Genomic DNA, 18730 nt, shown 5'->3' with positions numbered 1-18730 from the left:
TTCAAACGGAAGTTCAAAAGGAGGGAAAACTAACCCGGACGGTCCAGGTTAGTTTTCCGCGTTTGGTTATGGGGCCGCAAGGCTCACTTCGGAGCTTTCGCCCAAACCTCGTCAAGCTTCTGCAGATATTGCTCCCCGGTCATGGAAGGAGTTAAGAAAAACTGTTGGGTGACAGGCGCCAAATCGTTGACGATAATGCCTTGAGGGAAGTACGTCAGCGCCCATGGGATGGTGTTGCCGCTGTTCGTAGCTTCGGATACCGCTTGGGACAGAGGGTCCAGGCTGCTTGTCTCGATATTCGTCATAGCAGGAATGAATTTAAACTCATTAACAATGATGTTTTTGCCGGATTCGCTGTTATACAGCCATTCAAAGAACGCGTTGGCCGCTTTGATCTCTTCGGCATTCGCTTTATTGTTGATGACCCAGATCGCAGGGATATCTACAGCAAGTTTCTGATTTCCAGAAAGCGGGAAGGGCATCATGCCAACTTCGATATCGTCGTAGTCGGCCAGCATGCCGTAGCTCCAGTTGCCTTGGTGGACGATCGCCGTTTTGCCTGTCGCGAAGTCGCCCATCTGCGAATCGTAGGTGGTCTCAAGCGGGTTCGAGGCAAGCTCGCGGATCGCTTCCATGTACTCGGCGAATTCCTTGAATTCTTTGGTGTCCGCCATTTTTACCTCGCCTTTGTTCAATTGTTCAACGAATTGAACCGGATCCTGCTGCAGCGCGAATGGCGTGTTGATGATATGACCGATCAGGAAGTAAGCTTCCTGAGAAAGGCTGAAGCCGTTAATGTCCTTGGCTTTCATGTCCTGCAGGAAGGTTCTGAAGGATGCAAGATCCGTTATTTTGGCAGGGTCGACCAGCTTTTTGTTATAAACGAGGCCAAAGCCTTCAACGCCGGTTGGTACGCCGACCAATTTGCCGTCGATCTTCACTTCCATATTCGGTGCGATGTTCTTTGCGTAAGACTCATTGCTCATATCGTAGTAGTACGATTTGAACTTCTCTGTCTCCGCGCCTGTTTGCACGCCGAAAATCGTCGGGCCTTCGCCGGCATTCAGCTTCGCTTGCAGCTGTGTCAAATAGTTGTCGCCTGCGGAGCCCCAGACGTCGATTTCATTTCCCGTTTCTTCTTTATACTTTTCGGTCATCGTTTCCAGCTGATCCGCGATTTCAACTTTGGATTGGAATAACGAAATTTTGGGCAGCTTAGCGGAAGCTTCGCCGTCCGTGGATTCTGTCCCGTTATCGGTATTGCCGCTGCCGCATGCGGAAAGCATGGTCACCAGTAAAACCGCGCTGGATGCAATGGAAATAAAGCGCTTTACTTTTGTCACTTCTATAGTCCCCCTTTAGTTGGATGTACCCTTGATTATAAACTGACAAGTAAAGAAGTCAATAAAAAACTTATAAAAATAAGATATTTTACTTAGTATAAAACAGTATACTTAAGTAAAATAGGTGGTATAATTACAAGTAAAATTAGGCATCGTTTTACTTGCCATAAGTTTTTCCACCTGCAAACGTCCTGTCATATCAACGGTTTTTGTATTTTTAACGCCTTAAAATATGTAGGTAAAATGCTTGTAAAGTGGTATAATAGGTTTTACTTAGGGGAATTGACGAGGAGGTTGCCGGATGAGCAGTTTGAAAGAGATCGCCGAAATGACGGGCGTCTCCATTTCGACCGTATCCAATGTCCTGAACGGACGGAAAAATGTATCGCAGGAAACGAGAGACCGGATCTTGCGATGCTGCGAAGAGCAGGGCTACGTGCATGACGCCGCGCCAAAGAAATCCAAATCGGATAAAGATAAACGGATCGTATTTATTTTCAGCGATTTTGATCGCGAGTTTTACTTGAAGATTATCGAAGGGATCAGCACGTTTCTGAATGAAAACGGTTATGATCTCATTATTTGCACGAATAAATCAAGCGAAAACTTCTTGAGAAGCAGCTTCGCCCGGGGCACGATCAGCCTGGACGGAAGCTTGACGGACGAGTTTTTCCGGTCGGTGGCCAAACCCGAATTCCCGGTTGTGCTTATGGATAGAGTGTTCGATTACGATAATAAAAATACAAAAAGCGTCGTCGTCGACAACTATCCGGTCATGAGCCAGCTTGTGCAGTCATTGGTGGATAAAGGCTTTCAGCGCTTCGGCTTTTTGGGCGGACAAGCGTCCTCGCTGGACAATAAGGAGAGATTTTCCGCTTTTGCCGATACGCTGGAGAAGAACGGTATCGCTTTTGACCAGACGTATTATTATCACGGCAATTACCGGGAGCAAAGCGGCTATCAGGCGGCCAAGCTGATGATTCTCAGCAATGAATATCCGGAGGTGCTCGTGTGCGCTAACGACAATATGGCGATCGGAGCGATGAAGGCGTTCGAGGAGCATCAAATTTCCGTGCCGCATAACATTTCCATTACGGGCTTCGACGATTCGGACGCGGCAGCGCTGGCGGGACTGACGACGATCAAAATTCCGCGTTACGAAAGCGGTTATCTGGCGGCCAAGGAGCTGCTGGAGCTGATTAAAGGCAACGTCAACCGCGATACCGTCAAAATCGGGGCTTCCATCGTCTGGCGCCAGTCGGTGCGTTCTTAGTTTTTATTTAATGCTCGCGTAATGCTCGCGCACTCACGAACTCCACAGTCTCTATAGCGTTGATTTGGCCGGCTTTACAAAGCTAACGAACTCCACTATTGGTATTGAGGTGCTAAACTGACGAAAAACCCTGATTTTCGAGGAATAACATATTCTCAGTTCGTTAGAAATCGAAACCGGTCCATTTTGAGCAAATAACGATTCTAGTGTTCGTTACCTTATGGACAAAAGCTTGTACCGCCGCATTATGTATTATGCCAGGCAGTATGGGTTAAAGAGATGGGGAATTGGAGGAGAAGCAGGCTGCTCGTTGAGGACAGCCTGCTTCTTTCTGCTGTACAAAGTGCATCAGAAACCTTACATGAAGGAGCTTTGGAGATACTAGCCTGCACTTTTGCATTAGAATCAGCCTGACGGTTCTCGAAAGGATCTAACTTGGGGGATTCTGCTGTAAAAAGTACAGCGGAGTGGCGGCTGGTTGTGGAAGAAGGTTGTTCTGCTGTATAAAGTGCAGCAGAAACCATCCTGCTAAAAAGACGAATCCAGCGGCCTTGAGAGACTTAAAGCAGCCTTTCTCTGGATCGGCAAGGGGAGGAATCCAGGCGATATCAGTCCCCATGCTTTCTGCGGTATTCGGTCGGCGATAAACCGTTGCGTTTCTTGAACGCCTTGCTGAACTGGTAGACGTCAGAATACCCGCACGCTCTCGCTATATCCGTGATGGAATCGCCTGTGAAACGGAGCCGGCGGACCGCATGCTCATTGCGAAGCTGATCCAGATACTCCTTGGGACTGCACCCGTATCGGGCTGCGAAGGTTCTGCGCAAATAGACGGGGGAGAAACCGGTCTGCTCCGCCAATTCGGTGATTCGAAACTCCGTGGCAAATCCCGTGTCCAGTTTCTCTTTGAACCTGCGAAGCGCCGCTGCTATTCCTTCCTCATCGCTGTGCCTTCCGCCTGCTTCTGCCGCCTCGTGCACCTCCTGCACCAAGCGATACCAAACGGATTTCACTCGTGCCTCCCGCACGAGATCCCCAGGCACCCATTCTCTCTCCGCTTCCCGGAGAAGTCCCCCGATCTTTCCCATATACTCACTCTGTAAAGGCAAAAGAAAGGGCAGCCGCAGCCGTTCAATGGGCTCCGGGGCATCCCATCCATCCTCACTTTTCCTTAGCGAAGCGCAATCGAAGAGCAGCATCGTCATTCGAAGAGGATGTGCCTCCGAGGACTTCATGTAGAGAGGCAATCCGGGCCAAAGGTACACCAATGTGCCTGCTTCTACTTCCTGGTCCCCTTCCTCGCAACGGAAAATTCCCTTGCCGCTATAAATGTAGTAAAAGGTATGCCCGGATACGGTCTGCCGAATATCCTCCCAGCCTGGCTGCGCCGGCTTGTCGAGTACCCAATGTATATGCACCACCATATTTCCCAAAGCATATTCCATAGGTCTGCCTCCTATAAACCTTTGTATCATTTATGATAAACGAACAGGATTGTTTTTGCCATTGTTCTCTTTTGTATCGTTTATGATAAATGAATAGGATTGTTTTTACCATTGTCGCTCCATTGCGACCGATGCTACACTCCGAACATAAAGAACAAAAATTATAGATGATTCGCAGAAAAAATATTGGAGATGATGATTGTGATCCGAACGTTTCAGCAGCATCGACTTCGGGAATGCCAATTGCTTGACGGATTATGGGATTTCGTTTTTGACAAGGACAACATCGGGTTGTCAGAAGGGTGGCACACAAATTTTCCTTCCGGCCACGATCGTGTGCCGGTGCCGGCCTGCTGGAATAACGAGCTCGGCAAGTTTGACTACGAAGGGGTGGCCTGGTACCGCACTCGGGTAACGCTCGAGGAAAGCAGCCATCTGCGTCTCCTGTTCCACGCCGTGCTGGGTCATGCCGATGTGTACTGGGACGGAAACCATCTGGGATACCATTACGGCGGATATACTCCTTTTGACTTTATGATCCCTCACGCCACTGCCGGGGTTCACGAGCTCGTCATCCGCACGGACAGCACGCTGGAGAGCAATACGATACCCTACCACATTGTGGATTGGTTTCATTACGGCGGAATTATCCGGCCCGTGGAGCTTCAGCTCCTGCCTGATGTCTCGATCGAGGGTATGCGGATCACTTATGACATGACAGGAGATTCCAGCGCTGACATTCGGGTTAAACTCAAGCTCCGCTCCCTGTCGGATACACCTGTTGAAGTGCCCGTGTCCCTCTATCGGAACGGGGAGGTATTTCATGCTGAAACCGTTTACCTTCATGCTAACGGAAGCTTGGAACTGAACGTGGAACAAGCCTGGGCGGGCCTCCGGCGATGGGAACAAGAGGATCCCGCTCTCTACGTGATCAGAGCCGCAGCCGGCCGGGATGACCTTGCAGACCGCATCGGATTCCGTACGGTAGAGACCCGAAACAAAAAGATTCTGCTGAACGGCAAGGAGCTTTATCTTCAGGGAGTTAACCGCCACGAGGAGCACCCGGAATGGGGCTTTGCTTTCCCCAACAAATTGATGACCAAGGATCTTGATATTATCCTGCAGATGGGATGCAACACCGTACGCGGGTCACATTACCCCCAAAGCGAATACTGGCTGGATTTGCTGGATGAGCGAGGCGTGCTCTTCTGGGGCGAGATTCCGATTTGGGGCGCCGCATTCCCGGCGGAGGCCACGGACGACCCTCTCTTCGTACAACGCGCGTTAACGATGATGGACGAGATGATCGAACGGGATTTTCATCATCCCTCGATCCTGTTCTGGTCTGTCCATAATGAAATCGATACGCGCTCCAAGCAGGCCTATGAATTGTCCGTCAAAATGACAGAACTCGTTCGGGGCAAGGACCAGTCAAGGCTTGTGGCTTATGCCACCATGCACCCCATGAAAGACATCTGCCTCGGACTATTCGACGTGATCGGAATTAACTACTATGGCGGATGGTATTTCGGTCATGCCACGTTCGAGGAGATGCTTGAAACCTTCCATGAGCGCTGTAAGGAATATGGAGCCGAGAACACTCCGGTGCTTATGACCGAATTTGGAGGAGCAGGCGTATATGGCGACTCCGGCTGGGAACCCCGCCTATTCAGCGAGGACTACCAAGCCGAATTGCTCAGCAAGTCCCTGAAGCTTTTCCGGGACGACCCGAAGATTAGCGGCACTTACGTTTGGCAGTTTGCAGATACCAGGGCCGACCTGCAGAGTCGCCGCCCCCACTTTAGGGACCGCGCACGCTCCTTCAACAACAAGGGGCTGGTCAACGAATATCGCAAACCAAAGCTCGCTTATCGCGTGGTTAAGGGCATATACACGGACCAGCACGATCCCTACGTCTGGGGCTCCACGCTGTAATGACCGCATAAGGGCTGTCCCAAGAGGGATGGCCCCTCCAAATTAAGATCGTCATTCCAAATGGATTCCTATTATTTAGAATGGGGTGGGTAATTTGTTCATGTCGATGAAGAGAAAGACGAGTAGGTTTGCAGTTGTACTCATTATTTTGGCATTGTTCGCGACTGCTTTAGCCGCGTGCAGCGGAGGGGAATCAACAGGGTCAACGGGATCGACATCAGAAGAACGTGATTCAACGGAGCAGACTGAACCATTAACGAAATTAACGTATTGGGTGGAATTGTTTCCGGATGCTGCCGCCATTATGAAGAGTTATGGAGAGGTAACCGCTTGGAAGGAGATAGAGGCCAAAACCGGCGTCCAAGTTGAATTCCAGCACCCGGCACAAGGTCAGCTCGGAGAACAATTCAACTTGATGGTCGCATCGAATAAGCTGCCGGATGTTGTTGATTTTGCATGGAACAACTACCCTGGAGGAGCTCAGAAAGCGATCAGGGATAAGAAGATCATCCCATTAAATGATTATTTGGACGATGCCCCCAACCTGAAAAAGCTGTTTGACGCTCATCCGGAATGGAGAAAAATGGCTTCTACGGACGATGGCGATATGATTGGCTTCCCGTTCATTCGTGAGGATGTCACCCAGCAAGTCTTCCTGGGACCTGCAATCCGAAAGGACTGGCTGGATAAATTAAATTTAGCCGTACCGACAACAATTGACGAATGGCACACTGTTTTGAAAGCGTTTAAAGAACAGGACCCTAACGGCAATGGCGAAGCGGACGAAATTCCGATTCTAATTCCTGCAGGGGAACTAGCTTTCGCTGGTGCCTTCGGGACGCCAAACGATTTTTACCAGGAGAATAATACCGTCAAATACGGTCCGATTGAACCCGGGTTCAAGGAATACCTGGCCACAATGAACCAATGGTATAAGGAAGGATTGCTTGACAAGGACTTCGCTACAACCGATAGCAAAATGAAAGATGCAAAAATGACCGGTAATCAGGTCGGTTCGACGGTTTTGTTTCTCAATGGCGGAATCGGAAAATACTTGGACTTAATGGCGAAAAGCCAACCAGAGTTCAAGATTGTCGGGACTCCCTATCCGACATTAGCTTCTGGCGAAAAGCCGGTATTCGGATATCTTGACAATCCCGTTACAGGCATCTTCGCAGCGATAACCGGAAGTAACAAAAACGTCGTCGGAACCGTAAAATTCCTGGATGACTTGTACAGTGAAGAAGGGAAGCTCATCATGAACTTCGGAAAAGAAGGAGAAACGTACACTTTAGTTGACGGCCAGCCAAAGTATACGGACGCTGTATTGGATAATCCGGACGGACTGCCGATTTCCCAAGCCTTTAGAAAGCATATCATGGGCGCTACATCGGGTCCTTTTGTGCAGGATGTACGTCACACGGAGCAGTATACGACCAAGCCTGAACAACAAGAAGCCATGAAGCTGTGGTCCGCCCCTACACATGAAAAAAGAATGCCTCCGGTTAGTATCGCTGTGGAAGACAGCAGCCGGTACGCCTCGATCATGACCGACGCCAATACGTTTAAAGATGAAATGATTTTGAAATTTATTATGGGTTCGGAGCCGCTGGATAAATTCGATGAATATGCAGAAACGCTAAAAGGCTTAGGAATCGAAGAAGCGATCCAAATTCAGCAGGCAGCATTAGAACGCTACAACAATAGATAAGCATTTCCAATTTCGGAATATGGCGGGCCGCCGGCTTGTCATATTCCGGGAATCCGGGAGGGATCATTCCGTGCCTGATTTAGACAATAATTTGGTACAAGCAACAGCCGGCATACCTGTGGAAAGCAAAAGGAGTATCATAAAAAAGGACTTGATCCGGAATCGCTACATTTATCTTATGCTTCTTCCCGTTATTGCCTATTACGGCCTTTTTCATTACGGACCCATGTATGGTCTGCTCATCGCTTTTAAAGATTATGGGATAGCAGATGGAGTTTGGCAAAGTCCTTGGGTCGGTTTTACCCACTTTCAACATTTTTTTGAGAACCCTTACTTTTGGCGTCTTATTCGAAATACCCTCATGATCAACATCTATGAATTGTTGTTTGCGTTTCCCGCCCCTATTATCCTGGCTCTATTGCTTAATGAGCTTCGTCTCATTCTCTTCAAACGGGTCGTCCAGACGATTAGTTATCTCCCGCACTTTATTTCAATCGTCGTTGTAGCGGGGATGCTTGTCGATTTTGCTGCGCGCGACGGACTGATTAATAACATCCTCGGCGTGTTCGGAATGGAGCCGGTCGCTTTCCTGCAGGAGCCGGGATGGTTTCGCTTCATCTATGTATCCTCCGGTGTCTGGCAAGGAATCGGCTGGGGTTCTATCATTTACCTCGCCGCTATGTCCACGATTGATCCGACCCTGTACGATGCGGCTCGAATGGATGGTGCAGGCCGTTGGAAGCAAACCCTGCATGTAACCATTCCAGACATTATGCCGACGATCGTCATCTTGTTTATCCTTAGCATAGGGTCCATGCTTTCCGTTGGAAGCGAAAAAATAATTTTGCTGTACAACCCGCTGACCTATGAAACGGCTGACGTCATTTCAACCTATGTATACAGAAAAGGGATTCTTGGAGCCGACTTCGGATACTCCGCAGCCGTAGGTTTGTTCAATTCGGTCATCAGCTTCGTTTTGCTTACTCTCGCCAATACGATCAGCAAGCGGGTAAGCGAACACAGGTTATGGTAAAGGGGGGGGAGAGAAAAAATGACTTATAAACGTTCTCCGGGTGAAACCGTTTTTTCATGGTTTAATATCGGTTTTATGCTATCGCTTTGTTTCGTTACGCTTTATCCGTTTATTTATATCCTCTTCGCATCTATTAGCGATCCTGCGGAAATGGCGCGGTTTCGCGGCATGCTGTTCTACCCGCAGGGGTTTAGCCTGGATGCCTATAAAGCGGTACTGGAAAATCCCATGGTTGCGACCGGCTACCGGAATACGCTTTTTTATGTGACAGCAGGTACAATCATCAACCTGATTATGACTACTCTCGGTGCATATGCTCTCTCCCGCCGTAACGTTTATTTCAAAAACTCCATCATGCTCATTATCGTGATCACAATGGTGTTCAACGGGGGACTTATTCCGTCTTTCCTGCTGGTTAACAATCTGGGCATGTTAAATACGCCTTGGGCGCTTCTCTTGCCTGGGGCAATCAGCTCGTTTAACTTAATCATTATGCGAACCGCCTTTCAAGGCATTCCCGTAAGCTTGGAGGAATCCGCACGCATCGACGGAGCGAATGACTGGATTATTTTGAGCAGGATTATTATCCCTCTTTCTATGCCTGTGATTGCCGTAATGATACTATGGTACGCAGTCGGGCATTGGAATTCGTATTTCCATGCATTGGTCTATCTGCGTGATCGGGAATTGTTCCCTCTTCAGCTGGTGCTCAGGGAAATTCTTATTTCAAACAGCACAGATAATATGATGACCGGAGCAGCGGCCGGCGACCGTATGGATATTGGGTTAACGATTAAGTACGCGACGATTGTTGTCTCTACATTGCCGATTTTGGTGCTGTATCCGTTTCTGCAAAAATACTTTGTGCACGGCGTTTTGATCGGTGCGCTAAAAGAGTAATGAATTGAAACTTAATCTTTCAAAAGGCTGAGCGATTTCGCTCGGCTTTTTTGTTTTTTATGGGAAACCTATTGGAGAATGAAGCGGGTCGAAAGGCGGTTAAGCGAGTACGATTCCCCTGAAAAAAATGATCATGCACGGATATCCAAGAAGTCCGCAGCCCGTAATTTGTAAGCGCTATCCCAGGCGCGGCGCGGGATATCAGATGGTTTGATCAGTACGATTGCCTGTTGCAGCCCCGGCATATATAGTTGGGGTGTGATCGATCCACACAGGAATACAAGCGGAGGAGGGGAACGGATGAAGGGGCAGCAGGCAGTCCGGTTGCATCCCGATCATAAGCTGAAGTCGGTAAAACAATCGCTGCTTATGAAGGATATAATCCGGGATCGATGGCTGTATTTGATTCTTTTGCCGGGCATGTTGTACTTTGTTGTTTTCAAATATGTACCGATGCTCGGGCTGATGATGGCGTTCGAAAATTACCAGCCGCATTTGGGGTTTTTGAACAGCCCCTGGGCGGGATTCAAGCATTTTGAACGCTTTTTTACCGAGCCGCAGTTTTGGACGCTGTTCCGCAATACGATTTTGTTAGCGATTTATAATTTGGTATTTTTCTTCCCGCTGCCCATTATATTGGCGCTGATGCTGAACGAAGTCCGCCAAAAGCTGTTCAAGCGGTTCGCTCAGACGTTGCTTTATTTGCCGCATTTTGTATCATGGGTTGTAGCGGTCGGCATTTTCTACATTTTGTTTACAACCGAAGGCGGCATCGTAAACGAGTTTATTGCGAAGCTGGGCTTCGAGAAAATTCCGTTTATGCTCAGCGAAGACTGGTTCCGGACGATGATTGTCAGCCAGTCGATCTGGAAGGAAGCGGGCTGGGGCACGATTATTTTCCTCGCGGCGCTTGCCGGCGTCGACCTTCAGCTTTACGAGGCGGCACGCATGGACGGGGCGGGGCGCTGGCGCCAGCTTTGGCATATTACGCTTCCGGCCATTCGCAGCACAATCGTCATTTTGTTTATTTTGCGGCTGGGCTCTTTTCTGGATACGGGGTTTGAGCACATCTTCCTGATGCTGAATTCGATGAACCGGGAAGTCGGCGAAGTGTTCGATACGTACGTTTACATGAAGGGCTTGACGCAGGGGCAATACAGCTACAGCGCCGCAGTCGGGCTGTTCAAATCGCTCGTCGGGCTCGTGCTGGTGCTCGGGGCCAACTGGGCGGCGAAGAAGTTCGGCGAAGAAGGCATTTACTAGAAGCGTCAGGAGGTGCCGCTATGCTCGCGGAACAGAAGCATTGGAGCAACCGGCTGTTTAATACGATTAATTATTCGCTGCTGATTCTTGTTTCGGTCGTTACGATCGTTCCGTTTCTTTATATCGTGGCCGTATCGTTCGCCGCCCCTGCGGAGGTTGCGAAAGGCGGGCTGCTCTTATTCCCGACTGAATTTACCCTCGGAGCCTATAAATACATTTTCTCGACGGATACGATGTTCAAAGGGATCGGCATTTCGATTTATGTAACCGTTGTCGGCACGTTTATTAACCTGGTCTTGACCTCGCTTACCGCGTACCCGCTGGCCAAGCCGGGACTTCGAGGAAGACGTCTGTTTATGCTGATGATCCTGGTGACGATGCTGTTCAGCGGCGGCATTATCCCGACTTATTTTGTCGTGAAGGCGTTTGGCATGATCAATACGTATTGGTCGCTCATGGTTCCGACGGCGATCAGCGCGTTTAACCTGATTGTCCTCAAAAACTTCTTTCAGCAAATTCCGGACAGTCTGGAGGATTCTGCGAAAATCGATGGCGCAGGCGATCTGGGCGTCCTGTTCCGTATCGTTCTGCCCTTGTCGATGCCGGCGATGGCGACATTCGGGCTTTTCTACGCCGTCGGCCATTGGAATACGTTCTTTAACGCCGTTATGTACATCAACGATTCGGAGAAGTTTCCGGTTCAGGTTATCTTGAGGCAAATCGTGCTGCTGTCGCAGGACCAGATCGGCGATACGACTTCGCAGCAGGATCCGACCGACTATTTGCCGCAGACGATCCGGATGGCTTCGATTGTGGTGGCGACGCTGCCGATCGTGCTGGTATATCCGTTTCTGCAAAAGCATTTCGCCAAAGGCGTGCTGCTCGGCTCCGTGAAGGGCTGACGGCTGCTTGAACAATGGGAAGCCTGTTTTTCAACTAATCGGAGGGGGAATTCGCTATGTTTCGTAAGCGCTTTATGAAGGGGTCCGTTTCCTTGCTGACAGCTGCAGTTGTTCTGACGGGATGCGCAGGTGGAGGCAGCCCGGAGACGGGGACAGGGACGGACGAGCCGGCACAGCAGGACGGCAATAAGCCTCTCACCGTTACGATCGCCACGCCTCAGGTCGGCGAAGCACCGAAGAAGGACAGCGAGGTGGAGCTTGCCATTGAGAAATATACGAATTCCAAGATCGACATTCAATGGATTCCGGCCGCCGCTTTCGAAGATAAGAAAAATATTATGATCGCTTCGAGCGATATGCCCAAAGCCTTCAAAATCACGTCAAACGCGACGACGCTGGCCGCCATCCAATCCGGCCTGTTCTGGGAAATCGGGCCGCTGCTGGACGACTACAAAAATCTGTCGGCGCTCGACGATTACTATTATGACAACATCAAAGTGGACGGCAAATTGTACGGGCTGCCGCTGTACCGGGATACGGGGCGTGCAGGGCTTGTCTACCGGAAGGACTGGTTCGACGAGCTGGGCCTGAAGCTGCCGGTGACGCTGGATGACTGGTACAACGTGATGAAGACGATCGCCGAGAAGGACCCGGACAAAAATGGCGCTCAGGACACATACGGCATGTTTTTGGACAAATCCTTTAACGACCCCGCCGCCAGCAATACGTTTCTGACCCGGCTTGCCGTGTCGCAGGGGGCGCCGAATAAATGGGGCGAGGAGAACGGCAAGCTGACTCCGGAATTTATGACGACGCCTTATTTGAACGCAATGAAGCTGCTTCGCCAATTGTACGCGGAGAAACTGATCAACCAGGATTTTTCCGTCGTCCAGAGTGCGGATGCGGACAATAAATGGAATGCGGGCCAGGCGGGCATCCGCGTGAATACGGTAGCTTCGGCCGCCGCCACCTCCCACGACAACCTGAAAAAAGCGGTGCCCGACTCCATTGTCGATGTGGAGCCGTATATCGGACCGTTCGGCAACCGCGTGCCGGCGGAGCCTGGAAACAACGGCTTTTTCGTCTTCCCGAAATCGAGCGTGGCGTCGGAGGAAGAGCTTAAGCAGCTGCTGGGCTTCTTCGACAAGCTGCTCGATCCGGAAATGTCCACCTTGCTGACACGCGGCTTTGAGGGCAAGCATCATAAGAAGACGGACGACGGAAAAGCCGAATTTATCGATTTGTCGGTCTTTAATCTGGAGGTCAAGCCATATCGCGACAGTCTGCCTTCGTTCGAGGTAACCGGACAGGGCTTGCCGCTGAAATTATCGCCGCTGCAGGAGAAGGGCTGGAAGGTTGTCGCCGGCAATTTGCCGAATGTCGTGCCGAATATCGCGCTGACGCTAAGCTCCCCTACTTATCTGGAGAGGGGCGGAGAGCTGGATACGCTCATTCGCGACGCCCAAACGAAGTTTATTATGGGCAAAATCGATGAAGCCGGCTGGCAGGCCGAGGTCGAGAACTGGAAAAAGGCGGGCGGCGATAAGGTAATTGAGGAGTATACGGCCGCTTACGCGAAGCAAAAGCAATAAATTCACCCGCACACAACCGGGCGGCGGCGATAACCGGGCAAGCTCTGATATAATGGTAATTAGGAAGGAGAGGTCGACGTTGCCTAAATACTTGTATCGATTGCTTGTGTTCTCGCTGCTGCTAACCACCGTTTCGGTTGCTTCCATCGGTCTCATTTCCTACTATATTGCCTCACGGGACATCGGGGAGAAGGTCAATGACGGAAATGCCCAAATTTTGATGCAAAACCAGATGAGAATAGAGCAGGTGTTAAAAAATGCAGAGATGGGGGCTGTGCAATACAGCAGCTCGTCGCTTGTAAGCGATAATTTGTACGACGATTTGGATAATGAGGATTTTCAGGTAATCAATTCGCTCTCGAAGGGCTTGTACAATCTTCATTCCCTGGAAGGCGTGGCCGAAACGAGGCTTATCAATCTGGACCATAACTGGATGATCAGCAGCTTGGGCTTTGCGAAAGGGAAAGAGCTCATCAGTCCGGAGCTTGTTGGAGAATACGCCAATCAGCCTCAGCATTTGTTCTGGACGGCCGGCGGCGGCTTAGGCGGGCAGGACACGATTCAGCTTGTTATCAAGCTGCCGATGATTGCTTCGGGCACAAGGCATAAAGCGCTGCTCCTGATCGACCTGTCGAAGGATGCGCTGCTGACGAATTTGACGCAAAATGCGCAGCTCGGCAGCATCTACGTGCTGAACCGGAAGGGAGAGCCGTTCCTGTCCAGCGCCGGCACGGAGCCGGTGCAGCCGGCCGTCGTCAGCAAGCTGCAGACGGAGGCGGAAGGGACAGGCCGCTTCGAAGCGGCGGGGATGGCCGTCAATTACCGGGCGTCGGCTTATAACGGATGGACCTACGCATCTACCGTCTCTTTGAAAGCGATTACAAAGGAAACGAAGAAGATTGCATTTATTACGCTGAATGCCTGCATCATTATTTTGGTGCTCCTGGCTTGCGTCGCCTTTTACGGAACACGACGGATGTACAGGCCGATTCACAAGCTGTTTAATATGACGAAGCAGCTGGGCATTGAAGGTGCCGGAGGCCAAAAAAGCGATGAATTTGCGATGATAGAGGAACGTTTCTCTTCGCTGTTCAGCACGAGCAACGAGCTTCAGCGGCAGCTGAAGGCGCAGCGCGGCCAGGTGAAGGACTTTTTCCTGATGAAGCTGCTGATGGGACAGGTGTCGGAGAGCGAATTTGCCTACAAGTACGAAACGTACGGCTTCGGAGAGAAAGGCAAGGCGCTTGGCGTACTCGCCCTGCAAATCGATTCGCTGGAGGGCACCCGCTACGATGACGACGAGAAGGAGCTGCTGCTGTTCGCGATCAATAACATCGTAGGCGAGCTGCTTCCCCGCGACAGCATGCTGGGCCATCTGCTGCTGGACCAGTCGCAGGTGACGCTGCTGCTTGGCCAGTCGGACGATCCGGACGAGCTGAAAAGCTATTTTTACGAAATGGCTGAGCTGATCGAGTCGAAGGTGAAGGAGCTGCTGCAGCTGAAAATCAGCATCGGCATCAGCCGTCCCTTCCACAAATATACGGATGCGATGGATGCGTATTCGGAAGCGCTGGAAGCGCTTAAACGGAGAATCAGCCTTGGCTTCCAGCTTCTGCTCCATTACGAGGACATTGATACGGCAGGCCGGAGCAGCGTTCAGCCCGCCGCCTCCTGGCAGCATTTCGAGGACTGTTTGCTGGAAGGGCTCAAAACGGGCGAAGCCGCCTCGACCTATGACTATTTCAACCAGTATACGGCGGCTCTTTTGCAAAAAAACGTTTCGTTTAACGATTTTCAAATTTTGATGCTGCAGCTCGTCTCGAAAATTTATCAGCTGGTGCAGCAGCAGGGCGGAACGCTGGACGGGCTGGTCGGAAGCAAATCGGTTGCGCTGCGCTTCATGAAGCTGCATACGGCCGAGGAAATTTTGGCATGGTTCAAGACGCAGCTGCTGCCGCCCGCGCTGGCTTTTCTGCAAAGCCGGATCGATTCGCAGTACATTAACATCGCCCAGTCGATGGTCGAGCTGATTCAGGAGAAATACGACCAGGACATTACGCTCGAAATGTGCGCGGAGCAGTTCCGCTTCCATCCGGTTTACTTGAGCCGGGTGTTCAAAAAAGAGATGGGCATGACGTTTATCGATTATTTGACGAACTATCGCATGAATATGGCCAAGCTGTGGCTTCGGGACAGCAACCTGAAAATTACGGAAATTGCGGAGCGGCTCAACTATACGAATTCAACCGGATTTATCCGCACGTTCCGCAAAGCGGAGGGCATGACGCCGGGACAATACCGGGAGGCGCACGCCCGTGCGCAATAGCTGCAATACAACGAACGGAAACGGGGAGATGCTGAGCATGAGCATGGAGCTGGCAGGAAAGTTGAAGGAGCAGTACAGAACGGACACGAAGTGGTTCTCGGCCAGGTGGCACTATATCGAGGGCTGTATTTTGAAGGCGTATCTGGACAGCTGCGAGCAAAGCGGAGACGAGCGGGAATACGGCTTCGTCAAGTCGTTTATCGACCGGCTGTTCGACGCGAACGGCGACATTCCAGGCATTCGGCTCGAAAGCTTCAACATCGATCAAATCCGGATGGCGGCCTGCCTGTTCCCGCTGTGGCAGAGAGAGCGGGATCCGCGGTACCAAAAAATACTCGACAGCCTCTACGGGCAGCTGTCTGTGTATCCGCGGACGAATGCCGGCTCGTTCTGGCATAAGGAGAACTATCCTTCCCAGGTGTGGCTGGACGGCTTATATATGGGGCAGCCGTTTCTGGTACAGTATGTCAAGCAATTCGCAGAGCATAAGGATTATTCCGATACGCTGCAGCAGTTCCGCAATGTCCGCGAGTTTATTTATCATGAGGAAAAGCGGCTGTACAGCCACGCTTACGACGAGAGCCGCGCAATCTTCTGGAGCGACAGCAGGACGGGGCAGTCGCCGAACGTATGGCTGCGGGCGGTCGGCTGGTTCGCCATGGCGCTTGTCGACGTGCTGGAGCTGCTGGAAGGAGAGCCGGCAGACGCCGGCGAGCTGCGCGTCTATCTCAAGGAGCTTGCCGACGACATGCTGCCGCACAGGCACAGCTCCGGGATGTGGTATCAAGTCGTCGACGAGCCGGACGTTCCGGGCAACTACCTGGAGACAAGCGGGACGCTTATGCTGGCCTATTCGATCTTAAAGGGCGTGCGGCTGGGGTATCTGCCTTCAGAATATAGAACGTACGGCATCGATGCTTTTAACGGCACGATAGCCCGTTATTTGCGCGAAGAGGATGGAGAGGTGCTGCTCGGCGGCATTTGCCGCAGCGCCGGTCTCGGGAGGAAGCCGGAAACGGGCGAAATGCGCGACGGCAGCCTGGTTTATTATCTATTCGGAGAGGCTGTCGTGGACAATAACGGGCATGGCGTCGCTCCGCTAATTATGGCTTTAAATGAAATCGGATTATTGTCGGAATCGTTGACGGGAGGGAGCGCTGCAAATGGACGCAAGCTGGATTAACGGGGTCATTCCGCCGCTGGTGACGCCGGTGGACGCGGAGGAAAACGTGGATGAGCAGGGGCTGCGCACGGTCGTCGATTACGTGCTTGCCGGCGGGGTGCACGGTCTGCTGTCGCTTGGCAGCAACGGGGAATTTTACGGACTGGATCATGAGCGGCAGGAGCGGGCCGTTGCCATCACGCTTGATCAGACGGCCGGCCGGGTGCCCGTCTATATGGGGATCGGCGCGATTACGACGAAGGAATGCGTGAAGCTGGCCCGGATGGGGGAGCGGCTTGGCGTACAGGCGCTGACGGTGCTGCCGCCGATGTTTCTGACGCCCTCGGAGGAGGAGCTATACCGCCATTTCGCGGCGATAGCCGAGGCAACCTCGCTGCCGGTTCTGCTCTATAATAACCCGGACCGGGTCGGCAACAACATTTCGGTCAGGCTGCTCGGGCGGCTCAGCGATATTCCGAACATCGCCGGGATTAAGGACAGCAGCGGGGATTTGACCTTGACCGCGGAATATATCCGGACCACTAGACATAAGAATTTCCGCGTTATGGCGGGGCGGGATGTTATGATTTTGGGCTCTCTTGCCTACGGCGCGGCCGGCTGCGTCGCATCCACCGCGAATATTGTGCCGTCGCTTGTCGTGGACATCTACAACAAGTTCAAAGCAGGGGATTTGGCGGGCGCGCTGGAGGCGCAGTTTACGCTGGCTCCGCTCCGCATGGCGTTTAATTTGGCGAGCTTTCCCGTCGTGACCAAGGAAGCGATGCAGCTTATGGGGCTGCCTGTCGGCGAGCCGATTTTGCCGAACACGGCTTGTACCGGCGAGAACCGCGGCAAGCTGAAAGGGATTTTGCAGGAGATGGGCGTTCTTTGAGGGCTGCGGTCCGGATGATGTGAGATAAGGGCAGGAGGCGCAAGGATGAAAAAAATCGGTTTTATCGGACTAGGCATTATGGGCAAGCCGATGAGCAAAAATCTGCTGAAGGCGGGTTACGAGCTCATTGTTTTGTCGACGAGCAAAAGCTCGGGTGAGCTGGCGGCGGCCGGCGCCGCGCTGGCCGATACGCCCAAAGCGGTTGCGGAGCAGGCGGATCTGATCATTACGATGCTGCCCGACTCTCCGCAGGTGAAGGAAGTTATTCTGGGGAAGGACGGCGTCATAGAGGGGGCAAAAGCGGGCTCCATCGTGATCGACATGAGCTCGATTGCGCCGCTCGCCAGTCAGGAGGTCGCGCGCACGCTGGCCGAGAAGGGCGTTCGCATGCTGGACGCTCCGGTCAGCGGCGGGGAGCCGAAAGCGATTGCGGGCACGTTGTCCGTCATGGTCGGAGGGGAGCAGGACATTTTCGAACAATGCCGCGACGTGCTGCTGGCGATGGCTTCATCCGTCGTACGGACAGGCGGCATCGGGGCCGGCAACGTGACGAAGCTGGCCAATCAGATTATCGTGGGCATTAACCTGGCGGCGATGTCGGAGGCTATGGTACTGGCGGCCAAGGCGGGCGTGGAGCCGGAGCTGGTGTACGAAGCGATCCGCGGCGGCCTGGCCGGAAGCGCCGTGCTGGATGCGAAGGTCCCGCTCGTGCTGGACCGCAGGTTCGAGCCCGGCTTCCGGATCGAGCTGCACAAGAAGGATCTCGGTAACGTGCTGGCTACATCGCAGCAATATGACATCCCGCTTCCGCTGACCTCCACTGTCTTGGAGATGATGCGGAAGCTTGAGGAAGACGGGCTGGGAGCCAGCGACCATGGGGGCCTGATCCGCTACTATGAGCAGCTGGCCCGGGTAGAAGTGAGCAGATGACGCTGGGGCGTTACTCTCAAAAT

The 18730-nt window shown here is 52.0% G+C and carries 14 protein-coding genes; 12 read left to right on the top strand and 2 right to left on the bottom strand.

What is annotated here, in order from left to right; translation table 11 throughout:
- Positions 1–83: 83 nt before the first annotated feature.
- The gene (locus KP806_RS17835) at positions 84–1343 is read right to left on the bottom strand and encodes an ABC transporter substrate-binding protein (RefSeq protein WP_224725078.1); all 1260 of its coding nucleotides are present in this window, start codon (positions 1341–1343) and stop codon (positions 84–86) included.
- Between the two features lie 301 nt (positions 1344–1644).
- Between KP806_RS17835 and KP806_RS17830 the strand changes: the two genes are divergently transcribed.
- The gene (locus KP806_RS17830) at positions 1645–2616 is read left to right on the top strand and encodes a LacI family DNA-binding transcriptional regulator (RefSeq protein ID WP_224725077.1); all 972 of its coding nucleotides are present in this window, start codon (positions 1645–1647) and stop codon (positions 2614–2616) included.
- Positions 2617–3224: 608 nt separating this feature from the next.
- Here the strand turns inward: KP806_RS17830 and KP806_RS17825 are convergent.
- Complete coding sequence (locus tag KP806_RS17825; RefSeq protein WP_224725076.1) at positions 3225–4061, bottom strand: AraC family transcriptional regulator; 837 nt, start codon at positions 4059–4061, stop codon at positions 3225–3227.
- Between the two features lie 195 nt (positions 4062–4256).
- Here KP806_RS17825 and KP806_RS17820 point away from each other — a divergent pair, with 195 nt between their 5' ends.
- From KP806_RS17820 to garR, 11 genes are all read left to right on the top strand, one after another.
- Positions 4257–5996: a glycoside hydrolase family 2 protein gene (locus tag KP806_RS17820; RefSeq protein ID WP_224725075.1), complete on the top strand. Its 1740-nt coding sequence runs from the start codon at positions 4257–4259 to the stop codon at positions 5994–5996.
- Between the two features lie 100 nt (positions 5997–6096).
- Positions 6097–7707, top strand: coding sequence for an extracellular solute-binding protein (locus tag KP806_RS17815; RefSeq protein ID WP_224725074.1), 1611 nt, complete (start codon positions 6097–6099; stop codon positions 7705–7707).
- 70 nt (positions 7708–7777) lie between these two features.
- Positions 7778–8740, top strand: coding sequence for an ABC transporter permease (locus KP806_RS17810; protein ID WP_224725073.1), 963 nt, complete (start codon positions 7778–7780; stop codon positions 8738–8740).
- An 18-nt stretch (positions 8741–8758) separates the two neighbouring features.
- On the top strand, positions 8759–9640 hold the full coding sequence (locus KP806_RS17805) for a carbohydrate ABC transporter permease (RefSeq protein ID WP_224725072.1): 882 nt from the start codon (positions 8759–8761) through the stop codon (positions 9638–9640).
- A gap of 369 nt (positions 9641–10009) precedes the next feature.
- The gene (locus tag KP806_RS17800) at positions 10010–10903 is read left to right on the top strand and encodes an ABC transporter permease (protein ID WP_318153685.1); all 894 of its coding nucleotides are present in this window, start codon (positions 10010–10012) and stop codon (positions 10901–10903) included.
- Between the two features lie 20 nt (positions 10904–10923).
- Positions 10924–11805, top strand: a complete 882-nt coding sequence (locus tag KP806_RS17795) for a carbohydrate ABC transporter permease (RefSeq protein WP_224725070.1) — start codon at positions 10924–10926, stop codon at positions 11803–11805.
- Between the two features lie 56 nt (positions 11806–11861).
- Complete coding sequence (locus KP806_RS17790) at positions 11862–13397, top strand: extracellular solute-binding protein (RefSeq protein ID WP_224725069.1); 1536 nt, start codon at positions 11862–11864, stop codon at positions 13395–13397.
- A gap of 79 nt (positions 13398–13476) precedes the next feature.
- Positions 13477–15723 (top strand): AraC family transcriptional regulator, encoded by a 2247-nt coding sequence (locus KP806_RS17785; RefSeq protein WP_224725068.1) that lies wholly within the window; start codon positions 13477–13479, stop codon positions 15721–15723.
- Positions 15724–15760: 37 nt separating this feature from the next.
- A complete protein-coding gene (locus KP806_RS17780) occupies positions 15761–16906 on the top strand; it encodes a glycoside hydrolase family 88/105 protein (RefSeq protein WP_224725067.1) in 1146 nt (381 codons plus the stop codon).
- Positions 16887–17777, top strand: coding sequence for a 4-hydroxy-tetrahydrodipicolinate synthase (gene dapA / locus KP806_RS17775; RefSeq protein WP_224725066.1), 891 nt, complete (start codon positions 16887–16889; stop codon positions 17775–17777). The genes KP806_RS17780 and dapA overlap by 20 nt, the downstream gene beginning before the upstream one ends.
- 45 nt (positions 17778–17822) lie before the next feature.
- Positions 17823–18707 (top strand): 2-hydroxy-3-oxopropionate reductase, encoded by an 885-nt coding sequence (gene garR / locus KP806_RS17770; protein ID WP_224725065.1) that lies wholly within the window; start codon positions 17823–17825, stop codon positions 18705–18707.
- Positions 18708–18730 lie beyond the last annotated feature (23 nt).

The sequence above is a fragment of the Paenibacillus vietnamensis genome (assembly GCF_020169515.1).
In the GTDB taxonomy this organism is placed as follows: Bacteria; Bacillota; Bacilli; order Paenibacillales; family Paenibacillaceae; genus Pristimantibacillus; species Pristimantibacillus vietnamensis.
The sequence above is the reverse complement of the archived record's forward strand: the minus strand, read 5'-3'. Positions and strand labels throughout refer to the sequence as shown.

What these genes read in the sequence shown, in the direction of transcription:
- KP806_RS17830 (WP_224725077.1), top strand. Translation starts at nt 1,645, where the DNA reads ATGAGCAGTTTGAAAGAGATCGCCGAAATGACGGGCGTCTCCATTTCG.
- KP806_RS17825 (WP_224725076.1), bottom strand. Translation starts at nt 4,061, where the DNA reads ATGGAATATGCTTTGGGAAATATGGTGGTGCATATACATTGGGTACTC.
- KP806_RS17820 (WP_224725075.1), top strand. Translation starts at nt 4,257, where the DNA reads ATGATTGTGATCCGAACGTTTCAGCAGCATCGACTTCGGGAATGCCAA.
- KP806_RS17815 (WP_224725074.1), top strand. Translation starts at nt 6,097, where the DNA reads ATGTCGATGAAGAGAAAGACGAGTAGGTTTGCAGTTGTACTCATTATT.
- KP806_RS17805 (WP_224725072.1), top strand. Translation starts at nt 8,759, where the DNA reads ATGACTTATAAACGTTCTCCGGGTGAAACCGTTTTTTCATGGTTTAAT.
- KP806_RS17800 (WP_318153685.1), top strand. Translation starts at nt 10,010, where the DNA reads ATGAAGGATATAATCCGGGATCGATGGCTGTATTTGATTCTTTTGCCG.
- KP806_RS17795 (WP_224725070.1), top strand. Translation starts at nt 10,924, where the DNA reads ATGCTCGCGGAACAGAAGCATTGGAGCAACCGGCTGTTTAATACGATT.
- KP806_RS17790 (WP_224725069.1), top strand. Translation starts at nt 11,862, where the DNA reads ATGTTTCGTAAGCGCTTTATGAAGGGGTCCGTTTCCTTGCTGACAGCT.
- KP806_RS17780 (WP_224725067.1), top strand. Translation starts at nt 15,761, where the DNA reads ATGAGCATGGAGCTGGCAGGAAAGTTGAAGGAGCAGTACAGAACGGAC.
- dapA (WP_224725066.1), top strand. Translation starts at nt 16,887, where the DNA reads ATGGACGCAAGCTGGATTAACGGGGTCATTCCGCCGCTGGTGACGCCG.
- garR (WP_224725065.1), top strand. Translation starts at nt 17,823, where the DNA reads ATGAAAAAAATCGGTTTTATCGGACTAGGCATTATGGGCAAGCCGATG.